Genomic DNA, 16733 nt, shown 5'->3' with positions numbered 1-16733 from the left:
ACAGCAATTCCGGCCAAGGTGCGAAGCGGTTTTGTCTTAAAAATTGCGGAAAGACAAAAAGATGGTGTCGCCCCGCCTTTCGGCGAAAAGCGGCAAGGTGCCATCGCGGATGTGGCGGGAGGGCAACAGAATTGGCCGGAAAGACGAAATTGCGACAAAGCGGCTGGCAAATTGCGTCGTTCCGGGTTAACCAAGGTGCATCTTCAACACGAGAAAAGGGAGGATCATTATGGATACCATGTATCGACCACGCCTCCCGGCTGGATTGACGCCTCTTCTCGCGTAGGCGTTTCGCCACCAAATTCCCATCGTCTCTTCATTTTACTTCGTCGTGTGACGCTTTTCGTCGCCCCACGGCAATCCTACCGGAACCCCGTTCCCGACCGCGCCCGTTTTGCGCCGTCCGTGCCGGTTCCGTCTTTCTATTACGGAGAAAGCCATGTTCGGCTGGTTCGAAAGACGTTTGAATCCTTATCCTCCCGAGGCGCCCTCGCTGCCTCCGAAGGGCCTTTTCGCCTTCCTGTGGCATTATACGCGCCCGGCCGCGCCTTGGCTGGCGCTGCTCGGCTTCTGCTCCATGCTGCTCGGGATTGCGGAAGTCGTGCTGTTCCAGTTCCTCGGCAACATCATCGACTGGCTGTCCAACAGCGATCCGAACACGTTCCTTGCCCGCGAGGGCGGCACGCTGATCTGGATGGCGGTGCTGCTGCTTATCGTCATTCCGGGTTTCGGCGCGCTGCACACGCTGACCATGCACCAGGCGCTCGCGGGCAATTTCCCGATGATCGCCCGCTGGCAGATGCATCGCTACCTGATCCGCCAGAGCATGACCTTCTTCTCCAATGAGTTCGCCGGCCGCGTCTCGACGAAGGTCATGCAGACCTCGCTTGCCGTGCGCGAGACGGTGATGAAGATCATCGACGTCTTCATCTATGTGGTGAGCTACTTCATCTCGATGATCGCGGTCATCGCCTCGGCGGACCTGCGCCTCGTCGTGCCGCTGCTCGTATGGTTCGTCATCTATGTCTGCATCCTGCGCCACTTCGTGCCGAAGCTCATGGTGATCTCCCGCGAGCAGGCCGATGCGCGCTCGATGATGACGGGCCGGATCGTCGACAGCTACACCAACATCGCGACGGTAAAACTGTTCTCGCATGCCGGCCGGGAGGAGACCTATGCCCGCGAAGGCATGGACGAGTTCCTGGTCACCGTGCACAAGCAGATGCGGCTGATCACGCTGTTCAACATCACGATCGACATCAACAACGTCGTCACGATGTTCTTCACGGCGGCCATCGGCATCTATTTCTGGATGACGGGCGATGTCTCGGTCGGCGCCGTTGCGGTGGCCATCGGCCTTGCCATGCGCATCAACGGCATGTCGCAGTGGGTGATGTGGGAAGTGACCGCGCTCTTCGAGAATATCGGCACGGTTTATGACGGCATGGGCATGATGACGCGCCCGCACGACATCAAGGATGCGCCGCAGGCGCCGGCCCTGCCGGCCGCCAGGGGGGCGATCGACTTCGATCATGTCCGCTTCCACTACGGCAAGAACAAGGGCGTGATCGAGGACCTGTCGCTCAGGATCGGGGCAGGGGAGAAGGTCGGCCTCGTCGGCCGCTCCGGCGCCGGCAAGACGACGCTGATGAACGTGCTGCTGCGCTTCTACGACCTCGAATCCGGCAAGATCACCATCGACGGCAAGGACATCGCGACGGTGACGCAGGACAGCCTGCGCTCGCAGATCGGCGTCGTCACGCAGGATACCTCCCTGCTGCACCGTTCGATCCGCGAGAACATCGCCTACGGCAAGCCGGAGGCGAGCGATGCGGAGATCATCGAGGCGGCGAAGCGCGCCAATGCCTGGGAGTTCATCGAGGGTCTCGCCGACCAGCACGGCCGCACGGGCCTCGATGCCCAGGTCGGCGAGCGCGGCGTCAAGCTCTCCGGCGGCCAGCGCCAGCGCATCGCGATCGCCCGCGTCTTCCTCAAGGACGCGCCGATCCTGGTGCTGGACGAGGCGACCTCGGCGCTCGATTCGGAGGTCGAGGCGGCGATCCAGGAAAACCTCTTCGCCCTGATGCAGGGCAAGACGGTGATCGCGATCGCCCACCGCCTGTCGACGCTGACCGAGATGGACCGACTCGTCGTTCTCGACAAGGGCCGCCTGCACGAGACCGGCACCCACGCCGAACTCGTCGCGAAGGGCGGCATTTATGCCGACCTGTGGACCCGCCAGTCCGGCGGCTTCATCGCCGATGATGCCGAGGCGGAAGTGGCGGCGGAGTAGGCAAAGCGCATCCCCGCCTGATGGGCGGGGATGCTTCTATCAAGTGCCGGCGCGCTTTGACGTCAGCTCAAGTCCGAGGGCGCGCATGACCGTCAGCATGGACTTGAGGGTCGGATTGCCGTCGCTGGCAAGCGAGCGGTAGAGCGCTTCCCGGGCGAGGCCGGTTTCTTCCGCGACCTTGCTCATGCCCCTGGCCCGCGCGACGACGCCGAGGGCATGCGCGATATAACCCGCATCGCCCGTCTCGAACGCATCCTTCATGAAGACATCGACGGCTTCGTCGGAGGTCAAAGCCTCTGCCGGATCATAGGTGTGCAATGTTTTGTTCATCTCAGCTGTCCAGTTGGGCTGCCAGGGTCTTGGCGGCGGCGATATCCCGTTTCTGGGAACCCTTGTCGCCGCCGCAGAGCAGCACGATGATTTCTTCGCCCCTTCGCGTGAAATAGATGCGATATCCGGGTCCATGGTGGATGCGGATTTCGCTGACGCCGTCACCGACGGATTTGACGTCGCCGATAAGGCCGTAGGCGATCCGGTTCAGCCGGGCGGCGATCAGCGCGCGTGCTTTGCGATCACCGAGCGCCCGCTCCCATTTGCGAAATGTATCCGTCTGCTTGATCAGGAGCGTCATTGAGATAGTAACTTTAATATTACAATCGCCGAATATCAAGGGTGCTTCAATATGCTCCCACCTTTCCAATCTTTAATTTGTCCCCCGTCAAAAACCGCCTATATCGGAGGCATGATCTTCCGCCCGCTCTTCTCCTGGTTCGAGAACTGGATTCAGCCCTTCGCGCGGCGGGATGACCTTCGCCCGCCGCAGGGTCTTCTCGCCTTCATCTGGTTCTATGTCGGGCAGGCGAAGGCGCCGTTTGCGGCGATGCTGGTGCTCGGCGGCGTCACGGCGGGCATCGAGGCGGCGACCTTCTGGTTCGTCGGGCGGCTGGTCGATATCCTGGCGACGGTGAAGCCCGCGGACGGGTGGAGTGGGCTCATGGCCGCCCACGGGCCGGAGCTTTTGATGATGCTCGGGCTGATCGGCCTCGTGCGCTTCCTCGTCACGTTCCTCACGGCGCTCGTCGACCAGCAGGTCATCACGCCCGGCTTCTACAACCTGGTGCGCTGGCAGTCCTATGTGCATGTCGCGCGCCAGTCGCTCTCCTTCTTCCAGAACGATTTCTCCGGCCGCATCGTCACGAAGGTCTGGTCGGCGGGGCAGGCGACCGGCGACGTCATCACCTCCTTCATGGAAAGCGTCTGGTTCGTGACGATCTACACGGCCTCGACGCTGGTATTGCTCGGCGGGCTCGACTGGCGGCTTGCCGCCGTGCTCGGCGTGTGGCTCGTGGTCTTCTCCGTGCTGGCGCGCTACTTCGTGCCGCGCATCCGCGAACATTCGCGCCAGACCGCCGAAGCCGCGTCCATGCTCAGCGGCCGCATGGTCGATGCCTATTCCAACATCCAGACGCTAAAACTGTTCGGGCGCGACGAGGCGAACGACCGCTACATGCGCAGCGGCTTCGACATCTTCCAGAAGACCACGCTCGATTTCACCCGCTTCCTGACGGGCGTGCGCGCCTCGATGGCCTTCGTCTCGGGCCTGATGATCGTCGCCATGGCGGTGCTCTCCATCCATCTGTGGCTCGGCGGCATCGCCAGTTCCGGCGCCGTCGCCTTCACCATGGCGCTGGTGCTCAGGCTGAATTTCCTGCTCAACCGTCTGATGACGCAGCTCAACAGCATCATGCGCAACATCGGCACGATCCAGAATTCCGCCGACCTCATCTCCCAGCCGATCGGCCTTGTCGACAGGCCGGATGCGGTCGAGATGAAGGTCGCCCGCCCCGAAATCCGCTTCGAAGCCGTCCGCTTCCACTACGGCCGTCCGTCCGGCGTCATCGACGACCTGACGCTGTCGATCCGCCCCGGCGAGAAGGTCGGCATCGTCGGCCGCTCCGGCGCCGGCAAGTCGACGCTGGTCAACCTGCTGTTGCGTTTCTACGACCTCGAAGGCGGGCGCATCCTGGTCGGCGGCGAGGATATTGCCGCGGTCACGCAGGAGAGCCTGCGCGCCAATATCGGCATGGTCAGCCAGGACACCGCGCTGCTGCACCGCTCGATCCGCGACAACATCCTCTTCGGCAATCCGGACGCCAGCGAGGCCGAGATGATCGAGGCGGCGCGGAAGGCCGAGGCGCACGACTTCATCCTCGCCCTGGAAGACCAGCGCGGCCGCAAGGGCTACGACGCCCATGTCGGCGAGCGCGGCGTCAAGCTGTCGGGCGGCCAGCGCCAGCGCATCGCCATTGCCCGCGTCATGCTGAAGGACGCGCCGATCCTCGTGCTCGACGAGGCGACGTCCGCGCTCGATTCGGAGGTCGAGGCGGCGATCCAGTCCAATCTCGAACGCCTCATGCGCGGCAAGACCGTGCTCGCCATCGCCCATCGCCTGTCCACCATCGCCGCGCTCGACCGGCTGATCGTCATGGATCGCGGCCATATCGTGGAGGAGGGGACCCATGCGGAACTCGTCGCGCGCGGCGGGCTCTATGCGGATCTCTGGTCGCGCCAGTCGGGCGGGTTCCTCGGCCATGAGGAAGCGGCGCAATAGGGCCGCAAAGCGTCGTTTCTCACACGCTTTTTGAGCCGGGAAGCGCTGGAGGTTCAAGGCGATGCCTGCGCCTTGTCAAGATGCCCCGTTTTTCCCGCGACAATGTGCCCACCTCCCCTTGCCAAGGCTGGACATAATTTGCGATCAAGCATAGAACGCGCCGGATTGACGGGGAATCTATGGCCGTATTGTGTCCGGATCTTGCCGGTTTCCAAAGGGGCGTTGCGGTTTTCCGCAGACTTTGCGTGAGAGGATGGTTTAGCCGTGAGCGAACACGAGACAACAAGCGAATCCCTGGGCGAGCCCACTCGCCGCGATTTTCTTTACCTGACCACCGGTATGGCGGGCGTCGTGGGCGGCGTTGCGGTTGCCTGGCCGTTCATCGACCAGATGCGTCCGGACGCGTCCACGCTGGCGCTCGCCTCCATCGAGGTCGATGTCTCCAGCCTGACGCCCGGCATGTCGCTGACGGCCAAGTGGCGCGGCAAGCCGGTCTTCATCCGCAACCGCACGGACAAGGAAGTCGAAGAGGCGAAAGCCGTTCAGCTTTCCGACCTCAAGGATCCGGTCGCGCGTAACGCCAATATCGCATCCGATGCCCAGGCGACGGACCTCGACCGCTCCGCCGGCGAGGGCAAGGAGAACTGGATCGTCATGATCGGCTCCTGCACCCATCTCGGCTGTGTTCCGCTCGGCCAGGCCGGCGATTTCGGCGGATGGTTCTGTCCCTGCCATGGTTCTCACTACGATACCGCCGGTCGCATTCGTAAGGGTCCGGCCCCCGAGAACCTGCCCGTGCCGACCTTCTCGTTCGTATCCGACACAGTCATCAAGATCGGTTGAGGGGACACCTGATAATGAGTGCTGAACATTCCACCTACCAGCCGACGACTGGCATCGAAAAATGGGTCGATTCGCGCCTGCCTCTGCCGCGCATGATCCATGACAGCTTCGTGTCCTACCCGGTCCCGCGCAACCTGAACTATGCCTACACCTTCGGCGCCATGCTGTCGGTGATGCTGATCGTGCAGATCCTGACCGGGATCGTGCTGGCCATGCACTACGCCGCCGAAACCACCGTCGCGTTCAACTCGGTCGAGAAGATCATGCGCGACGTGAACCACGGCTGGCTGCTGCGCTACATGCACGCCAACGGCGCGTCCTTCTTCTTCATCGCGGTCTATCTCCACATCGCCCGCGGCCTCTACTACGGCTCCTACAAGGCGCCGCGTGAAATCCTCTGGATCCTCGGCGTGGTCATCTACCTCCTGATGATGGCGACGGGCTTCATGGGCTACGTTCTGCCCTGGGGCCAGATGTCCTTCTGGGGCGCGACGGTGATCACCGGCTTCTTCTCGGCCTTCCCGTGGGTCGGCGAGTGGATCCAGCAGTTCCTGCTCGGCGGCTTCGCGGTCGACAACCCGACGCTGAACCGCTTCTTCGCGCTGCACTACCTGCTGCCGTTCATGATCGCCGGCGTCGTCGTCCTGCACATCTGGGCGCTGCATGTCACCGGCCAGACGAACCCGACCGGCGTCGAGGTGAAGTCCAAGACCGACACGGTCGCCTTCACGCCCTATGCGACGCTGAAGGACGCCCTCGGCGTCTCGGTCTTCCTGATCGTCTTCGCCTGGTTCATCTTCTACATGCCGAACTACCTCGGCCACCCGGACAACTATATCCCGGCCGACCCGCTGAAGACCCCCGCCCACATCGTTCCGGAATGGTACTACCTGCCGTTCTACGCGATGCTGCGCGCCATCACCTTCAACATCGGCCCGATCGATTCCAAGCTGGGCGGCGTCCTGGTGATGTTCGGCTCGATCATCATCCTCTTCTTCCTGCCGTGGCTCGACACCTCCAAGGTTCGCTCTGCCGTCTACCGTCCGTGGTACAAGCTGTTCTTCTGGCTGTTCGTGGCCAATGCCATCATGCTCGGCTGGCTCGGCGCCATGCCCGCCGAAGGCATCTACGTCATCCTCTCGCAGCTTGGCACGGTCTACTACTTTGGCTTCTTCATCGTCCTCATGCCGGTTCTCGGCCTGATCGAAACCCCGAAGCGCATTCCGAATTCAATCACGGAAGCGGTTCTGGAAAAGAAGAACGCCAAGGCGGCCAAGGCCTGATAGCGAGCGACGAAAGGAACCATGACAATGAAAAAGCTTGTTGCAGGCATTCTGTCGCTCGCGCTCGTCGCCGGTCTCGGCATCTCCTTCGCCACGGCGCAGGAAGACCATGCCGCTGCCGGCGGTGCGGAGGCGGAGCACGCCACGCCGCACTACCCGATCCACAAGCCCAAGGAGCAGGACTGGAGCTTCGCAGGCCCGTTCGGCAAGTATGACAAGGGCCAGCTCCAGCGCGGCCTGAAGGTCTATACCGAAGTCTGTTCTGCCTGCCACTCGATGAGCCTCGTCTCCTTCCGCACGCTGGAAGGCCTCGGCTACTCGGAAGCCCAGGTGAAGGCATTCGCGGCGAACTACGAGGTCGAGGACGGCCCGAACAGCGACGGTGAGATGTTCACCCGCAAGGCCGTTCCGTCCGACTACTTCCCGTCGCCCTACGCCAACCACGAGGCGGCTGCCGCTTCGAACAATGGCGCAGCCCCGCCGGACTTCTCGCTGATCGCCAAGGCGCGCGGCATCACCCGCGGCTTCCCGCAGTTCGTCTTCGACATCTTCACCCAGTACCAGGAAGGCGGCCCGGACTACATCTACTCGCTGCTGACCGGCTACGACGAAGAGCCGCCGGCGCATGTCGAGGTCGCCGAAGGCACGCACTACAACCCGTACTTCGCCAATGCCGCGGCGCTCGCCATGGCCAAGCCGATCTCCGACGACCAGGTCACCTATGACGACGGTTCGCCGCAGACGGTCGACCAGTATGCGCATGACGTTTCCGCCTTCCTGATGTGGGCCGCCGAGCCGCACCTGGAGGACCGCAAGCGTACCGGCTTCATGGTCATGGTCTTCCTGGTGATCTTCACCGGCCTGATCTACCTGACGAAGAAGTCCGTCTACGCGAACAAGGAACACTGAGCGGTCTCACCGCTCTGTCGAAAGGCGGCCTTCGGGCCGCCTTTTTTGTTGTGGGGCGGTGGCGCACCTGCAATAACCGGAAAAAGCCCTCCGCAGTCGGAATTCCCATGTCCACACTCGAAAACGAACTCGTCGCCGCGATCCGCAACATCCCGGACTATCCCAAGCCCGGCGTCATGTTCCGCGACATCACCACGCTGCTCGGCAATCCGCGGGCCTTCCGCCGCGCGGTGGACGAGCTGGTGCATCCCTATGCGGGCATCGGCATCTCCAAGGTCGCCGGCATCGAGGCGCGCGGCTTCATCCTCGGCGGCGCCATGGCGCACCAGCTCTCGACCGGTTTCGTGCCGATCCGCAAGAAGGGCAAGCTGCCGCACGAGACCGTGCGCATCGCCTATAGCCTGGAATACGGCGTGGACGAGATGGAGATGCACAAGGACGCCATCAAGCCGGGCGAGAAGGTCATCCTCGTCGACGACCTGATCGCCACCGGCGGCACGGCGGAGGCGGCGGTGAAGCTGCTGCGCCAGATCGGGGCGGATATCGTCGCGGCCTGTTTCGTCATCGACCTGCCGGAGCTCGGCGGGCGGAAGAAGCTGGAGGCGTTGGGCGTGGAAGTTCGGACGCTGGTGGCGTTCGACGGGCATTGAGGGCGGTCGCCCGCGATCTATCATCTGTGGTGGCGGTCTCGCCCCTCATCCGGCCTGCCGGTCCCCTTCTCCCCGCAAGCGGGGCGAAGGGATATGCCGCGCCGCTTTCCCCAACCAATACCGTTCGTTTGGCACGTCCCCTCTCCCCGCTTGCGGGGAGAGGGTTAGGGTGAGGGGCAGACCGAATAGGTAACGGAACCGTGCGGTTCAGACGAATTCCAGAACCGTGCTCTCGAACCGGATGACCGGTTCGCCATTCTGGTTCTTTCCCGCGCAGAGTATCGTATTGACCAGCCGGCCCGGCCGCGAGGCAAGCTCGCGCGAGGCGGTCAGCGTCACCGAATAGGTAATCGTGTCGCCGGCGAAGACCGGCTTCAGCCAGCGCAGGTTCGTGAAGCCCGGGGAGGGGCCGAGTTGCGGGGGCGTGTGGCCCTCGGCGGCGAGCCGTTTGCATTCACCGAGCCAGAAGGGCACGAAGCATTTCATCCATCCGGCAGAGGAATGCCAGCCGGAGGCGCAGAGGCCGCCGAACAGCGCGTGCCTGGCCAGTTCCGCGTCGAGATGGAAGGGCTGCGGGTCGAAATCCCTGGCGAAGCGGATGATGTCCTCGGCCGTGAAGGTGAGGCTGCCGATCTCGATGGCCTCGCCGAAGGCGTAGAGCTCAGCCATGCGCATGGTCGGCTCCCTTTTCGGCAAGGCGCATCATGTTGCTATATTCGCAGAGCGCGACGGTTTCCCCGCGCTGGTTCGTCACCGTGGCGCGCATGCGCACGATGCCGATCTCCGGCCGCGAGCGCGAGGCGCGCGCATCCAGCACCTCGCAATGGCCGCCGAGCGTGTCCCCCGCAAGCACCGGGCGCTTCCATTCCATCCGGTCAACGCCGGGCGAGCCTTCCGAGGTCGAGCCGCGGATATAGGCCTCGTAGAGCATGCGCATCATGACGGCGCTGGTGTGCCAGCCGGACGCGGCGAGCCCGCCGAGGATGCTGGCGCGGCCGGCTTCCTCGTCGAGATGCATGGGCTGGGGATCGAATTCCCGCGCGAAGGCGACGATCTCGTCCGCCGTCAGCGTCCGCTCCGCGAGGTCGAAGCGGCGGCTGGGCGTGAAATCCTCGAAGGTCAGTCGCGCGTCCGTCATGGTCGCTTACGTGTTGAAGCGGAAGTGGATGACGTCGCCGTCCTCAACCACGTATTCCTTGCCTTCGTCGCGGCCCTTGCCGGCTTCCTTGGCGCCGACTTCGCCCTTGTAGGCGATGTAGTCGTCATAGGAGATGGTGAAGGCGCGGATGAAGCCGCGTTCGAAATCCGTATGGATGACGCCGGCGGCCTGCGGGGCCTTGGTGCCGCGCACGATGGTCCAGGCGCGGGTCTCCTTCGGGCCGACGGTGAAATAGGTGATGAGGTCGAGCAGGTGGTAGCCGGCGCGGATGAGCCGGTCGAGGCCCGCTTCCTCGAGGCCGAGCGCGGAGAGGAATTCGGCCGCTTCCTCCTCGGGAAGCTGCGCCACCTCGGATTCGATCGCCGCCGAGATGATGACGCATTCGGCGCCCTGTTCCTTCGCCATGGCGGCGACGGCCTCGGTGTGCTTGTTGCCGGTCGAGGCGTCGGCCTCCGCGACGTTGCAGACATAGAGGACCGGGTGCGAGGTGAGGAGGTTGAGGCCCTTCAGGACCTCGATCTCCTCGGGCGCCAGCGTCTTCAGGAGAAGGCGGGCCGGCTTGCCTTCGTTGAGCAGCTTGACCACGGCTTCCATGATCGGCAACTGCGCGAGCGAATCCTTGTCCTTGCCGGTGGCGCGCTTGCGCGTCTGCTCAAGCCGGCGCTCCAGGCTTTCGAGGTCGGCGAGCATCAGCTCGGTCTCGATCGTGTCGGCGTCGCCCACCGGGTTGATGCGGCCCTCGACATGGGTGATGTCATCGTCCTCGAAGCAGCGCAGCACATGCACGACCGCGTCGACCTCGCGGATGTTGGCGAGGAACTTGTTGCCGAGGCCTTCGCCCTTGGACGCGCCGCGCACGAGGCCGGCAATGTCGACGAAGGAGATGCGGGTCGGGATGATCTCCTTGGAACCGGCGATGGCAGCGAGCGCCTTCATGCGCGGATCGGGAACCGCCACTTCGCCGGTGTTCGGCTCGATGGTGCAGAAGGGATAGTTGGCCGCTTGCGCCGCCGCCGTCTTGGTCAGCGCGTTGAAGAGGGTCGACTTGCCGACATTCGGCAGACCGACGATACCGCATTTGAAGCCCATGGAAGGTGGTCCATTCGTCTTAAGAAAATCGTTGCCATCGCTATGGGGGATGGCGGGGGCAGGGTCAAGGGCTTCGGCCGCGCGGGGCCTTGAAGTCACCCCTCCTGCCGTGCACAATGGGCCCCACACCGCTCGAAGCCGGAGTACGAGGAGCTTCCCATGAGCAATGGTGACACGACCCTGACCCCAAAAACCGTGACGGAGCCGAAGCTGGAGCGGCCGAAGCTCTACAAGGTCATTCTCGTCAACGACGACTATACGCCGCGGGAATTCGTGACGCTGGTGCTGAAGGCCGTCTTCCGCATGGCGGAGGAGACGAGCTATCGCGTCATGATGACCGCACACAAGTTGGGCACGGCCGTGGTCGTCGTCTGCGCCCGCGACATTGCCGAGACCAAGGCGAAGGAAGCGACGGACCTTGCCAAGGAGGCGGGCTTCCCGCTGCTCTTCCAGACCGAGCCGGAGGAATAGGCTTCATCGGATATTAGCGGTTTCTGTTTATGGTGCCGCCATGATCGAAGAAGCCGCCACCTGGCACTATGCCGTCGCCTTCGTGTTCTTCCTTCTTGTGGGGGCGATCGGGCACGTCTGCCGCGCGGTCTTCAATGTCTTTCCCGACCGGCTTTCCGACCGGCCGATGCTCGATCTCGCCATCAGCGACGGCTATGGCTGGAACGACCGGATCTTCGGCACCGAATATGACGATGCCGGCTACTACCGGCTCGATTCGTGGCGGAATTTCCGGAACGCGACGGTCGGTTGCGGCCTTGCCGGCCTCGCCGTCATGCTGTTTTCCGACGGTGCCTCGGGCCTCGTCGCGCAGGGCATCGAGACGGCGCTCGCCTGGCTGTGGGACCTTTTCCTCTACCGGCTCGAAACGATCCGCTGGCTGTAGGCCTACTCGCCCTTGTTGCCGAGCAGCTTCTTCAGCATCTCCGCCATCGGCCCCGTCGTCGGCAGGATCTTCGGCTGGGCGTGGTTGCGCGCCTGGCGGATATGGGATTGACCGGCCGGCTTCTGCGCGGGCGCCTTTTCCGCGTCCGGCTTGCTGCCGGTGGCGAGCGCCAGCTTGTTCATCAGTTGCGAATCCTCTCCCCGCACCAGCATGTCGGCATTGAGGGCGAGTTCGTCGAGCAGCGGGTCGAGCCAGGCGTGATCGGCCTTGGCGAAATCGCCGAGCACATGGTTGGTGACGAGCTCCTTCACGCCCGGATGGCCGATGCCGAGGCGCAGGCGCCGGTAGTCCTTGCCGCAATGGGCGTCGATCGACTTGATGCCGTTGTGCCCGCCATGGCCGCCGCCGACCTTGATGCGCGCCTTGCCGGGGGCGAGGTCCAGTTCGTCGTAGATCGCGACGATGTCCTTCGGGGCGAGCTTGTAGAAGCGCATCGCCTCGCCGACGGATTCGCCCGAAAGGTTCATGAAGGTCTGCGGCTTGACGAGCAGCACCTTCTCGCCGGCAAGCTCGCCCTCCGAGATTTCCGCCTTGAACTTCTTCGACCAGGGCGAGAACGGGTTCTTGCGGTGGATCGCGTCCAGCGCCATGAAGCCGATATTGTGGCGGTTGCCCGCATATTTTGCGCCCGGATTGCCGAGCCCCGCGATGATCTGCATGGAATGGTCCGTCAAAAGGATCTGTCCGGCCTTCACCACCGCGAAAGCGGCCGGAAGTCAACCGTCCGCGTTCATTTCTTCGCGCCGCCATCGGCCGTGCGCGTGTTCGGCGGCAGGCCGTAGGCGGTGAAGATGCGATCCTGCTCGCCGCTGACGATGAGCTGGTCGAGCGCCGCCTGCAGCCGCTCGATGAGGTCGGGCGGCGTGTCCTTGTGGCAGGCGAGGCCGTAGATCTGGCCGGCCATCAGCATGGCTTTTTCGACTGGCTGGCCCTGGTTGACCAGGTTCTCATAGGTCTTGATCGAGGTCGGCATCAGGTCGATGCGGCCGGAGAGCAGCTTGCGTACGGAGATGTCGATGTCGGTGGCAAGGTCGATGTCCTTGAAGCCGAGCTCTTCGAGCGCTTCCACGGCGAAGTCGCCGCGCTGCGAACCGACCTTCATGGCGAGCGCCTCGCGCGTGCTTGCCGGCCCCTTGCTGCCGTCCTTGCGTTTCAGGAGCACCATCTCGTCCTTCAGGAGCGGATTGACCCAGGCGAAGCGGTCGGCGCGGTCGCGGTTGTAGCCGGTCGTGAAGACGCAGTTCATCGGCTGGTTTTCCGCCATGGCGAAGGCGCGGGCCCAGGGCATGATCTCGATCGTGTAGTCGATGCCGACCGCCTTGGCGATCGCCTCGACCTGCTCGACGGCGATGCCGGTGATCCTGCCGTCCTTGGAATAGTTGAAGGGCGCGTATTCCTCCGTCACGAAATGCAGGGTTTCGGCAAGCGGTGCGGAAAGGGGAGCGAGCGACAGGCAAAGCGTCAAGAGCAGCGTCTTCATCGTCTCGTCCCTCTGTCCTTCGTCAGGAGGCGGCGGCCCGGCGTTCCGGCTTTTCCGCCATCGTGAATTCGTCCAGCTTTTCCAGGAGTGCGTCAAGCGGGAGAGGACGGCTCAGGAGATAGCCCTGGCCGAATTCCACCTGCATCGCCTGGAGGATGTCCCACTGTTCCGTCGTCTCGATGCCCTCCGCCACGACGGCGCAGCCCATCTGGTGCGAGATGGTGCGGATGCCCTCCACCAGCATGCGGCTCTTGCGGCGCACATCCGGCTGGTCGGAGGAGAGCGAACGGGTGAAGGACTGGTCGACCTTGACGATATCGACGGGGAAGCGGTTGAGATAGGACAGCGAGGAATAGCCGGTGCCGAAATCGTCGAGCGCGATGCGGCAGCCGAGGTCGGAGAGCGCGTCGAGCACCTCGCGCACGACGGGATTGTCGAGCATCAGCACGGCCTCGGTGATTTCCACCACGATGCGCGACGGCGTGATGCCGTGCTCCAGCAGCAGGGCGGCAAGGCGGGTGGGCAGGGCGGGCTCGAACTGCAGGGGCGAGAAGTTCACCGCGAGATAGCTGTCGGCGAGCCCCTCCAGCCGGGAGATGATGGCGAGGCTTGCGATCGACTTCGACAGGATGCAATCGCCGATGCGGCCGATCGAGCCGTTCTCCTCGGCAATGCCGATGATCTCGGCCGGCGGCAGCAGGCCGCGTTCGGGATGGTTGAGGCGCATCAGCGCCTCGAAGCCGGCCACGCGCCCGTCGGCAAGCGAGACGATCGGCTGGAGATGGGCGGTGAACCAGTCGTCACGCAGGCCCTGGTCGATGAACTGTTCGGTTTCCAGCCGCTTGCGGGCAATGTCCACCATGTTGTTGTCGAAGAGCTGTACGCCGTTCTTGCCGCTGCGCTTGCGCGCAAACATGGCCATGTCCGACTTCTGCAGCAGGCAGGCCGCCGTCTCGGCGTGGTCGGGATAGACGGCAACGCCGATGCTGGCGCTGACATTGAGCTCGGCGCCATTGACGGTGAGCGGCGAGCGCAGGCTTGCGACCAGCCGCTCGCTGACATCCATGGCGAGCTGGCGGGCATCGGGCGCGGCGAGCAGGATGGCGAATTCGTCGCCGCCGAGACGGGCGATGCGGTCGCCCGCGCGAAGCTGCCGGCGCAGGCGCGCAGCCACCTGGCAGAGCACCTCGTCGCCGGCGGCATGGCCGAGATTGTCATTGATCCACTTGAAGCGGTCGAGGTCGACGAAGAGGCAGGCGAGCTGCTGGCCGAGCTTGTCGACATCGCCGATCAGCTCGTCGAGCACCGATTCGAAACCCTGCCGGTTGAGCAGGCCCGTCAGGTGATCGGTGATCGCCTGGCGGTGGTTGCGGTTCTCCGCCTCCTTGAGGTCGGTGACATCGGTCATGACGGACAGCGACAGCGCCTGGCGGCTGCTGCTGGCCGCAACGCCGGTTTCCAGGATCAGCACGTCGATCATGCTGTCGTCGGCGCAGCGGAAGCGCACCGTCGCCTCGCAGATGCCGCCGTCCGCGCTGTTCTCGTCGTGGCGCCTGCGATAGGTCTCGCGCCAGTCCTCGGCGACGAAATCGGTGAACTCCTGGCCGATCACCGCGGCGCGGCGATAGCCGGTCGCCGTCAGCCAGTAGTCGCTAACGGCGGTGATGCGGTTGTCCGCGTCGATGGAGAAGAGCATGGCCGGCGTGAGGTTGTAGATGTCGGTGGCGCGGGCATGGGCGAGCTTCAGCTCCTTCTCCTCGCGCTCCAGCTTGCTCTGCATCTCGTTGAAATTATGGGCGAGCGCGCCCATCTCGTCGTTCGACGTCCAGTCGACATGGTGGCGCGAGCCGAGCCGGCGCGTCGCCTCGATGGCCGCCGTCAGCCGCATCAGGGGGCGGATGATGGTGATGCGGTTGCCGATGATGGCGGCGGTGAAGAGCGTCGCCACGGCGAAGAAGAAGATGGCGAAGATGCTCATCTCGTCCTTCGAAAAGCGCGAGAGCAGGCCCTCCTTGCGGATCCAGATCTCCGCCGTGCCGACCTTCTTGATGCCGTCATTCGCCTTGTAGAGGATGTCGGCCTTGACGATCGAGCGGGCGTCATCCGGGTCGGGACGGGCGGCAGGCTTTTGGATGTCGATGACATCGGACGTGTCGCGCACATGCACGAAGGCGATGTCGGCATCGGCCTGCAGCGCGCCGACGATCTGGTCGACGCTTTCCTTGTCGAAATCCCACAACGGCTTGCCTAGCGCCTGGACATTGGCCGCAAGCAGCACTTCGGTGTTCTGCAGGCGCTCGCGCGCGACGCGGTCGGACGAAAGGATCAGGAAGAGGGCGAAAAGCGGGGCGACGAAGATGAGCAGGGCGCCGATGACGATGGCGATGAAGCGGCTCTCCACCGAATGCATTTTCATGCCGGTTGCCCCCCTGCCATGATGCCAAGCCCGCCCATAACGCCCCTCTTTGGCTTTCGTCAGCTTGAGGCCTAGACTTTCATCAAAGTCTTAAATGTTGCTGAAATCGCAATTCGGAAAAGTGCTGATAATTCAGGCTTCCCGCAACGGAAGCGGCGGGAGGCGGGCAAAGAAAAACCCCGCATCCGGTGGGATGCGGGGTTTTTGACGTCTTCAGAACGGAACCGATTACTCGGAGGCTTCCGTTACTTCTTCTTCCTTCACGCCGGCAGCCGGGACAGCGATCGTGGCGATCGTGAAGTCGCGGTCGGCGATGACCGGGCTCGTGCCCTTCGGCAGCTTGACGTTCGAGATGTGGATGCCGTCGCCGACCTTCAGGCCAGCGAGATCAGCCGTGATGAATTCCGGAATGTTGCCGGCCAGGACGTGCAGTTCGACAGCGTGGCGAACAATGTTCAGGACGCCGCCGGCCTTGATGCCCGGGGACTTCTCTTCGTTGACGAAGTGAACCGGAACTTCGACCACGACGTGGGTGTCGCCCGAAACGCGGAGGAAGTCGACATGCATCGTGAAGTCGCGGACCGGATCCAGCTGGTAGTCCTTCGGCAGGACCTTGATCTTCTCGCCGTTGACGTCGATCGTCGCGACGGTCGTCTTGAAGCCGCCGGCGTGGATGCGCTGGGTGACGTCCTTGGTCGAGACGGCGATGGAGAGCGGGGCCTGCTTGTCGCCGTAAATGACTGCGGGAATAAGGCCGTTGCGGCGAAGTTCACGGGAGGACCCCTTACCAACCCGTTCGCGCGTCTCGGCCTTGAGCTCGTAAGTGTCGTGGCTCATGGCTTTACCTTTCATGTGTTACTGGAGAGCCCTTCGCAGGCAGGGATCGCCCTGCTGCCGCAAAAAGCTTGAGGATTTCGTGAAAGCCTCATCCACGTTGCCTCCAAGGGTGTCTACGCGGACGGGGGCTCGATAAACGAGAACGCCCGGAAATGCAAGGCCCCGCGACCGGATCGCGCGGCCGGATTGACACAACGTCGCCGCGATT

Annotated in this window: 17 protein-coding genes; 8 read left to right on the top strand and 9 right to left on the bottom strand. The window is 63.7% G+C overall.

Translation table 11 applies throughout. From position 1 onward, the window contains the following. Positions 1–439: 439 nt before the first annotated feature. Entirely contained in the window at positions 440–2293 is a 1854-nt protein-coding gene (locus tag shn_RS13000) for an ABC transporter ATP-binding protein (RefSeq protein ID WP_064330775.1), read from the top strand. A gap of 39 nt (positions 2294–2332) precedes the next feature. On the opposite strand, the gene shn_RS12995 is transcribed toward shn_RS13000, so the two are convergent. Together shn_RS12995 and shn_RS12990 are read right to left on the bottom strand one after the other, a co-directional pair. Next, positions 2333–2623: an addiction module antidote protein gene (locus tag shn_RS12995; protein WP_064330774.1), complete on the bottom strand. Its 291-nt coding sequence runs from the start codon at positions 2621–2623 to the stop codon at positions 2333–2335. A 1-nt stretch (position 2624) separates the two neighbouring features. Then, on the bottom strand, positions 2625–2924 hold the full coding sequence (locus shn_RS12990) for a type II toxin-antitoxin system RelE/ParE family toxin (RefSeq protein WP_064330773.1): 300 nt from the start codon (positions 2922–2924) through the stop codon (positions 2625–2627). 111 nt (positions 2925–3035) lie between these two features. Here shn_RS12990 and shn_RS12985 point away from each other — a divergent pair, with 111 nt between their 5' ends. The 5 genes from shn_RS12985 (at position 3036) to shn_RS12965 (ending at position 8589) form a co-directional block, all read left to right on the top strand. Continuing rightward, entirely contained in the window at positions 3036–4904 is a 1869-nt protein-coding gene (locus tag shn_RS12985; protein ID WP_064330772.1) for an ABC transporter ATP-binding protein, read from the top strand. A 264-nt stretch (positions 4905–5168) separates the two neighbouring features. Further along, complete coding sequence (gene petA, locus shn_RS12980; RefSeq protein ID WP_084437973.1) at positions 5169–5747, top strand: ubiquinol-cytochrome c reductase iron-sulfur subunit; 579 nt, start codon at positions 5169–5171, stop codon at positions 5745–5747. A gap of 14 nt (positions 5748–5761) precedes the next feature. Next, the gene (locus tag shn_RS12975; RefSeq protein ID WP_064330770.1) at positions 5762–7030 is read left to right on the top strand and encodes a cytochrome b N-terminal domain-containing protein; all 1269 of its coding nucleotides are present in this window, start codon (positions 5762–5764) and stop codon (positions 7028–7030) included. Positions 7031–7057: 27 nt separating this feature from the next. Further along, positions 7058–7939, top strand: a complete 882-nt coding sequence (locus shn_RS12970; protein ID WP_064330769.1) for a cytochrome c1 — start codon at positions 7058–7060, stop codon at positions 7937–7939. A gap of 107 nt (positions 7940–8046) precedes the next feature. Beyond that, positions 8047–8589 (top strand): adenine phosphoribosyltransferase, encoded by a 543-nt coding sequence (locus shn_RS12965; protein ID WP_064330768.1) that lies wholly within the window; start codon positions 8047–8049, stop codon positions 8587–8589. Positions 8590–8796: 207 nt separating this feature from the next. On the opposite strand, the gene shn_RS12960 is transcribed toward shn_RS12965, so the two are convergent. The 3 genes from shn_RS12960 to ychF are packed head-to-tail and all read right to left on the bottom strand — an operon-like array spanning position 8797 to position 10837. Then, positions 8797–9264, bottom strand: a complete 468-nt coding sequence (locus shn_RS12960; protein WP_064330767.1) for a MaoC family dehydratase — start codon at positions 9262–9264, stop codon at positions 8797–8799. Further along, positions 9251–9727, bottom strand: a complete 477-nt coding sequence (locus shn_RS12955) for a MaoC family dehydratase (protein WP_064330766.1) — start codon at positions 9725–9727, stop codon at positions 9251–9253. Before shn_RS12955 ends, shn_RS12960 begins: the two co-directional genes overlap by 14 nt. 6 nt (positions 9728–9733) lie before the next feature. Continuing rightward, a complete protein-coding gene (gene ychF / locus shn_RS12950) occupies positions 9734–10837 on the bottom strand; it encodes a redox-regulated ATPase YchF (protein ID WP_064330765.1) in 1104 nt (367 codons plus the stop codon). A gap of 159 nt (positions 10838–10996) precedes the next feature. Here ychF and clpS point away from each other — a divergent pair, with 159 nt between their 5' ends. Both clpS and shn_RS12940 read left to right on the top strand, forming a co-directional pair. Continuing rightward, entirely contained in the window at positions 10997–11308 is a 312-nt protein-coding gene (clpS, locus tag shn_RS12945) for an ATP-dependent Clp protease adapter ClpS (RefSeq protein ID WP_064330764.1), read from the top strand. Between the two features lie 40 nt (positions 11309–11348). Beyond that, positions 11349–11732 (top strand): hypothetical protein, encoded by a 384-nt coding sequence (locus tag shn_RS12940; protein WP_064330763.1) that lies wholly within the window; start codon positions 11349–11351, stop codon positions 11730–11732. Between the two features lie 2 nt (positions 11733–11734). On the opposite strand, the gene pth is transcribed toward shn_RS12940, so the two are convergent. The 4 genes from pth to shn_RS12920 form a co-directional block, all read right to left on the bottom strand. Further along, on the bottom strand, positions 11735–12451 hold the full coding sequence (gene pth, locus shn_RS12935; protein ID WP_064332589.1) for an aminoacyl-tRNA hydrolase: 717 nt from the start codon (positions 12449–12451) through the stop codon (positions 11735–11737). A 71-nt stretch (positions 12452–12522) separates the two neighbouring features. After that, positions 12523–13272 carry an ABC transporter substrate-binding protein gene (locus tag shn_RS12930; protein ID WP_064330762.1) on the bottom strand — a complete coding sequence of 250 codons (750 nt, stop codon included), beginning with the start codon at positions 13270–13272 and terminating at the stop codon, positions 12523–12525. Positions 13273–13294: 22 nt separating this feature from the next. Next, the gene (locus shn_RS12925; protein ID WP_064332588.1) at positions 13295–15682 is read right to left on the bottom strand and encodes an EAL domain-containing protein; all 2388 of its coding nucleotides are present in this window, start codon (positions 15680–15682) and stop codon (positions 13295–13297) included. 234 nt (positions 15683–15916) lie between these two features. Beyond that, on the bottom strand, positions 15917–16525 hold the full coding sequence (locus shn_RS12920; protein ID WP_064330761.1) for a 50S ribosomal protein L25/general stress protein Ctc: 609 nt from the start codon (positions 16523–16525) through the stop codon (positions 15917–15919). Positions 16526–16733: the final 208 nt, after the last annotated feature.

This window comes from Shinella sp. HZN7 (assembly GCF_001652565.1).
GTDB classification, from domain to species: domain Bacteria; phylum Pseudomonadota; class Alphaproteobacteria; order Rhizobiales; family Rhizobiaceae; genus Shinella; species Shinella granuli.
The sequence above is the reverse complement of the archived record's forward strand: the minus strand, read 5'-3'. Positions and strand labels throughout refer to the sequence as shown.

Excerpts from the sequence above, each read along its gene's own strand:
- shn_RS13000 (WP_064330775.1), top strand. The coding sequence starts at position 440 with ATGTTCGGCTGGTTCGAAAGACGTTTGAATCCTTATCCTCCCGAGGCG.
- shn_RS12995 (WP_064330774.1), bottom strand. The coding sequence starts at position 2,623 with ATGAACAAAACATTGCACACCTATGATCCGGCAGAGGCTTTGACCTCC.
- shn_RS12990 (WP_064330773.1), bottom strand. The coding sequence starts at position 2,924 with ATGACGCTCCTGATCAAGCAGACGGATACATTTCGCAAATGGGAGCGG.
- shn_RS12985 (WP_064330772.1), top strand. The coding sequence starts at position 3,036 with ATGATCTTCCGCCCGCTCTTCTCCTGGTTCGAGAACTGGATTCAGCCC.
- shn_RS12975 (WP_064330770.1), top strand. The coding sequence starts at position 5,762 with ATGAGTGCTGAACATTCCACCTACCAGCCGACGACTGGCATCGAAAAA.
- shn_RS12970 (WP_064330769.1), top strand. The coding sequence starts at position 7,058 with ATGAAAAAGCTTGTTGCAGGCATTCTGTCGCTCGCGCTCGTCGCCGGT.
- shn_RS12965 (WP_064330768.1), top strand. The coding sequence starts at position 8,047 with ATGTCCACACTCGAAAACGAACTCGTCGCCGCGATCCGCAACATCCCG.
- shn_RS12960 (WP_064330767.1), bottom strand. The coding sequence starts at position 9,264 with ATGCGCATGGCTGAGCTCTACGCCTTCGGCGAGGCCATCGAGATCGGC.
- shn_RS12955 (WP_064330766.1), bottom strand. The coding sequence starts at position 9,727 with ATGACGGACGCGCGACTGACCTTCGAGGATTTCACGCCCAGCCGCCGC.
- ychF (WP_064330765.1), bottom strand. The coding sequence starts at position 10,837 with ATGGGCTTCAAATGCGGTATCGTCGGTCTGCCGAATGTCGGCAAGTCG.
- clpS (WP_064330764.1), top strand. The coding sequence starts at position 10,997 with ATGAGCAATGGTGACACGACCCTGACCCCAAAAACCGTGACGGAGCCG.
- shn_RS12940 (WP_064330763.1), top strand. The coding sequence starts at position 11,349 with ATGATCGAAGAAGCCGCCACCTGGCACTATGCCGTCGCCTTCGTGTTC.
- pth (WP_064332589.1), bottom strand. The coding sequence starts at position 12,451 with ATGCAGATCATCGCGGGGCTCGGCAATCCGGGCGCAAAATATGCGGGC.
- shn_RS12930 (WP_064330762.1), bottom strand. The coding sequence starts at position 13,272 with ATGAAGACGCTGCTCTTGACGCTTTGCCTGTCGCTCGCTCCCCTTTCC.
- shn_RS12925 (WP_064332588.1), bottom strand. The coding sequence starts at position 15,682 with ATGCATTCGGTGGAGAGCCGCTTCATCGCCATCGTCATCGGCGCCCTG.
- shn_RS12920 (WP_064330761.1), bottom strand. The coding sequence starts at position 16,525 with ATGAGCCACGACACTTACGAGCTCAAGGCCGAGACGCGCGAACGGGTT.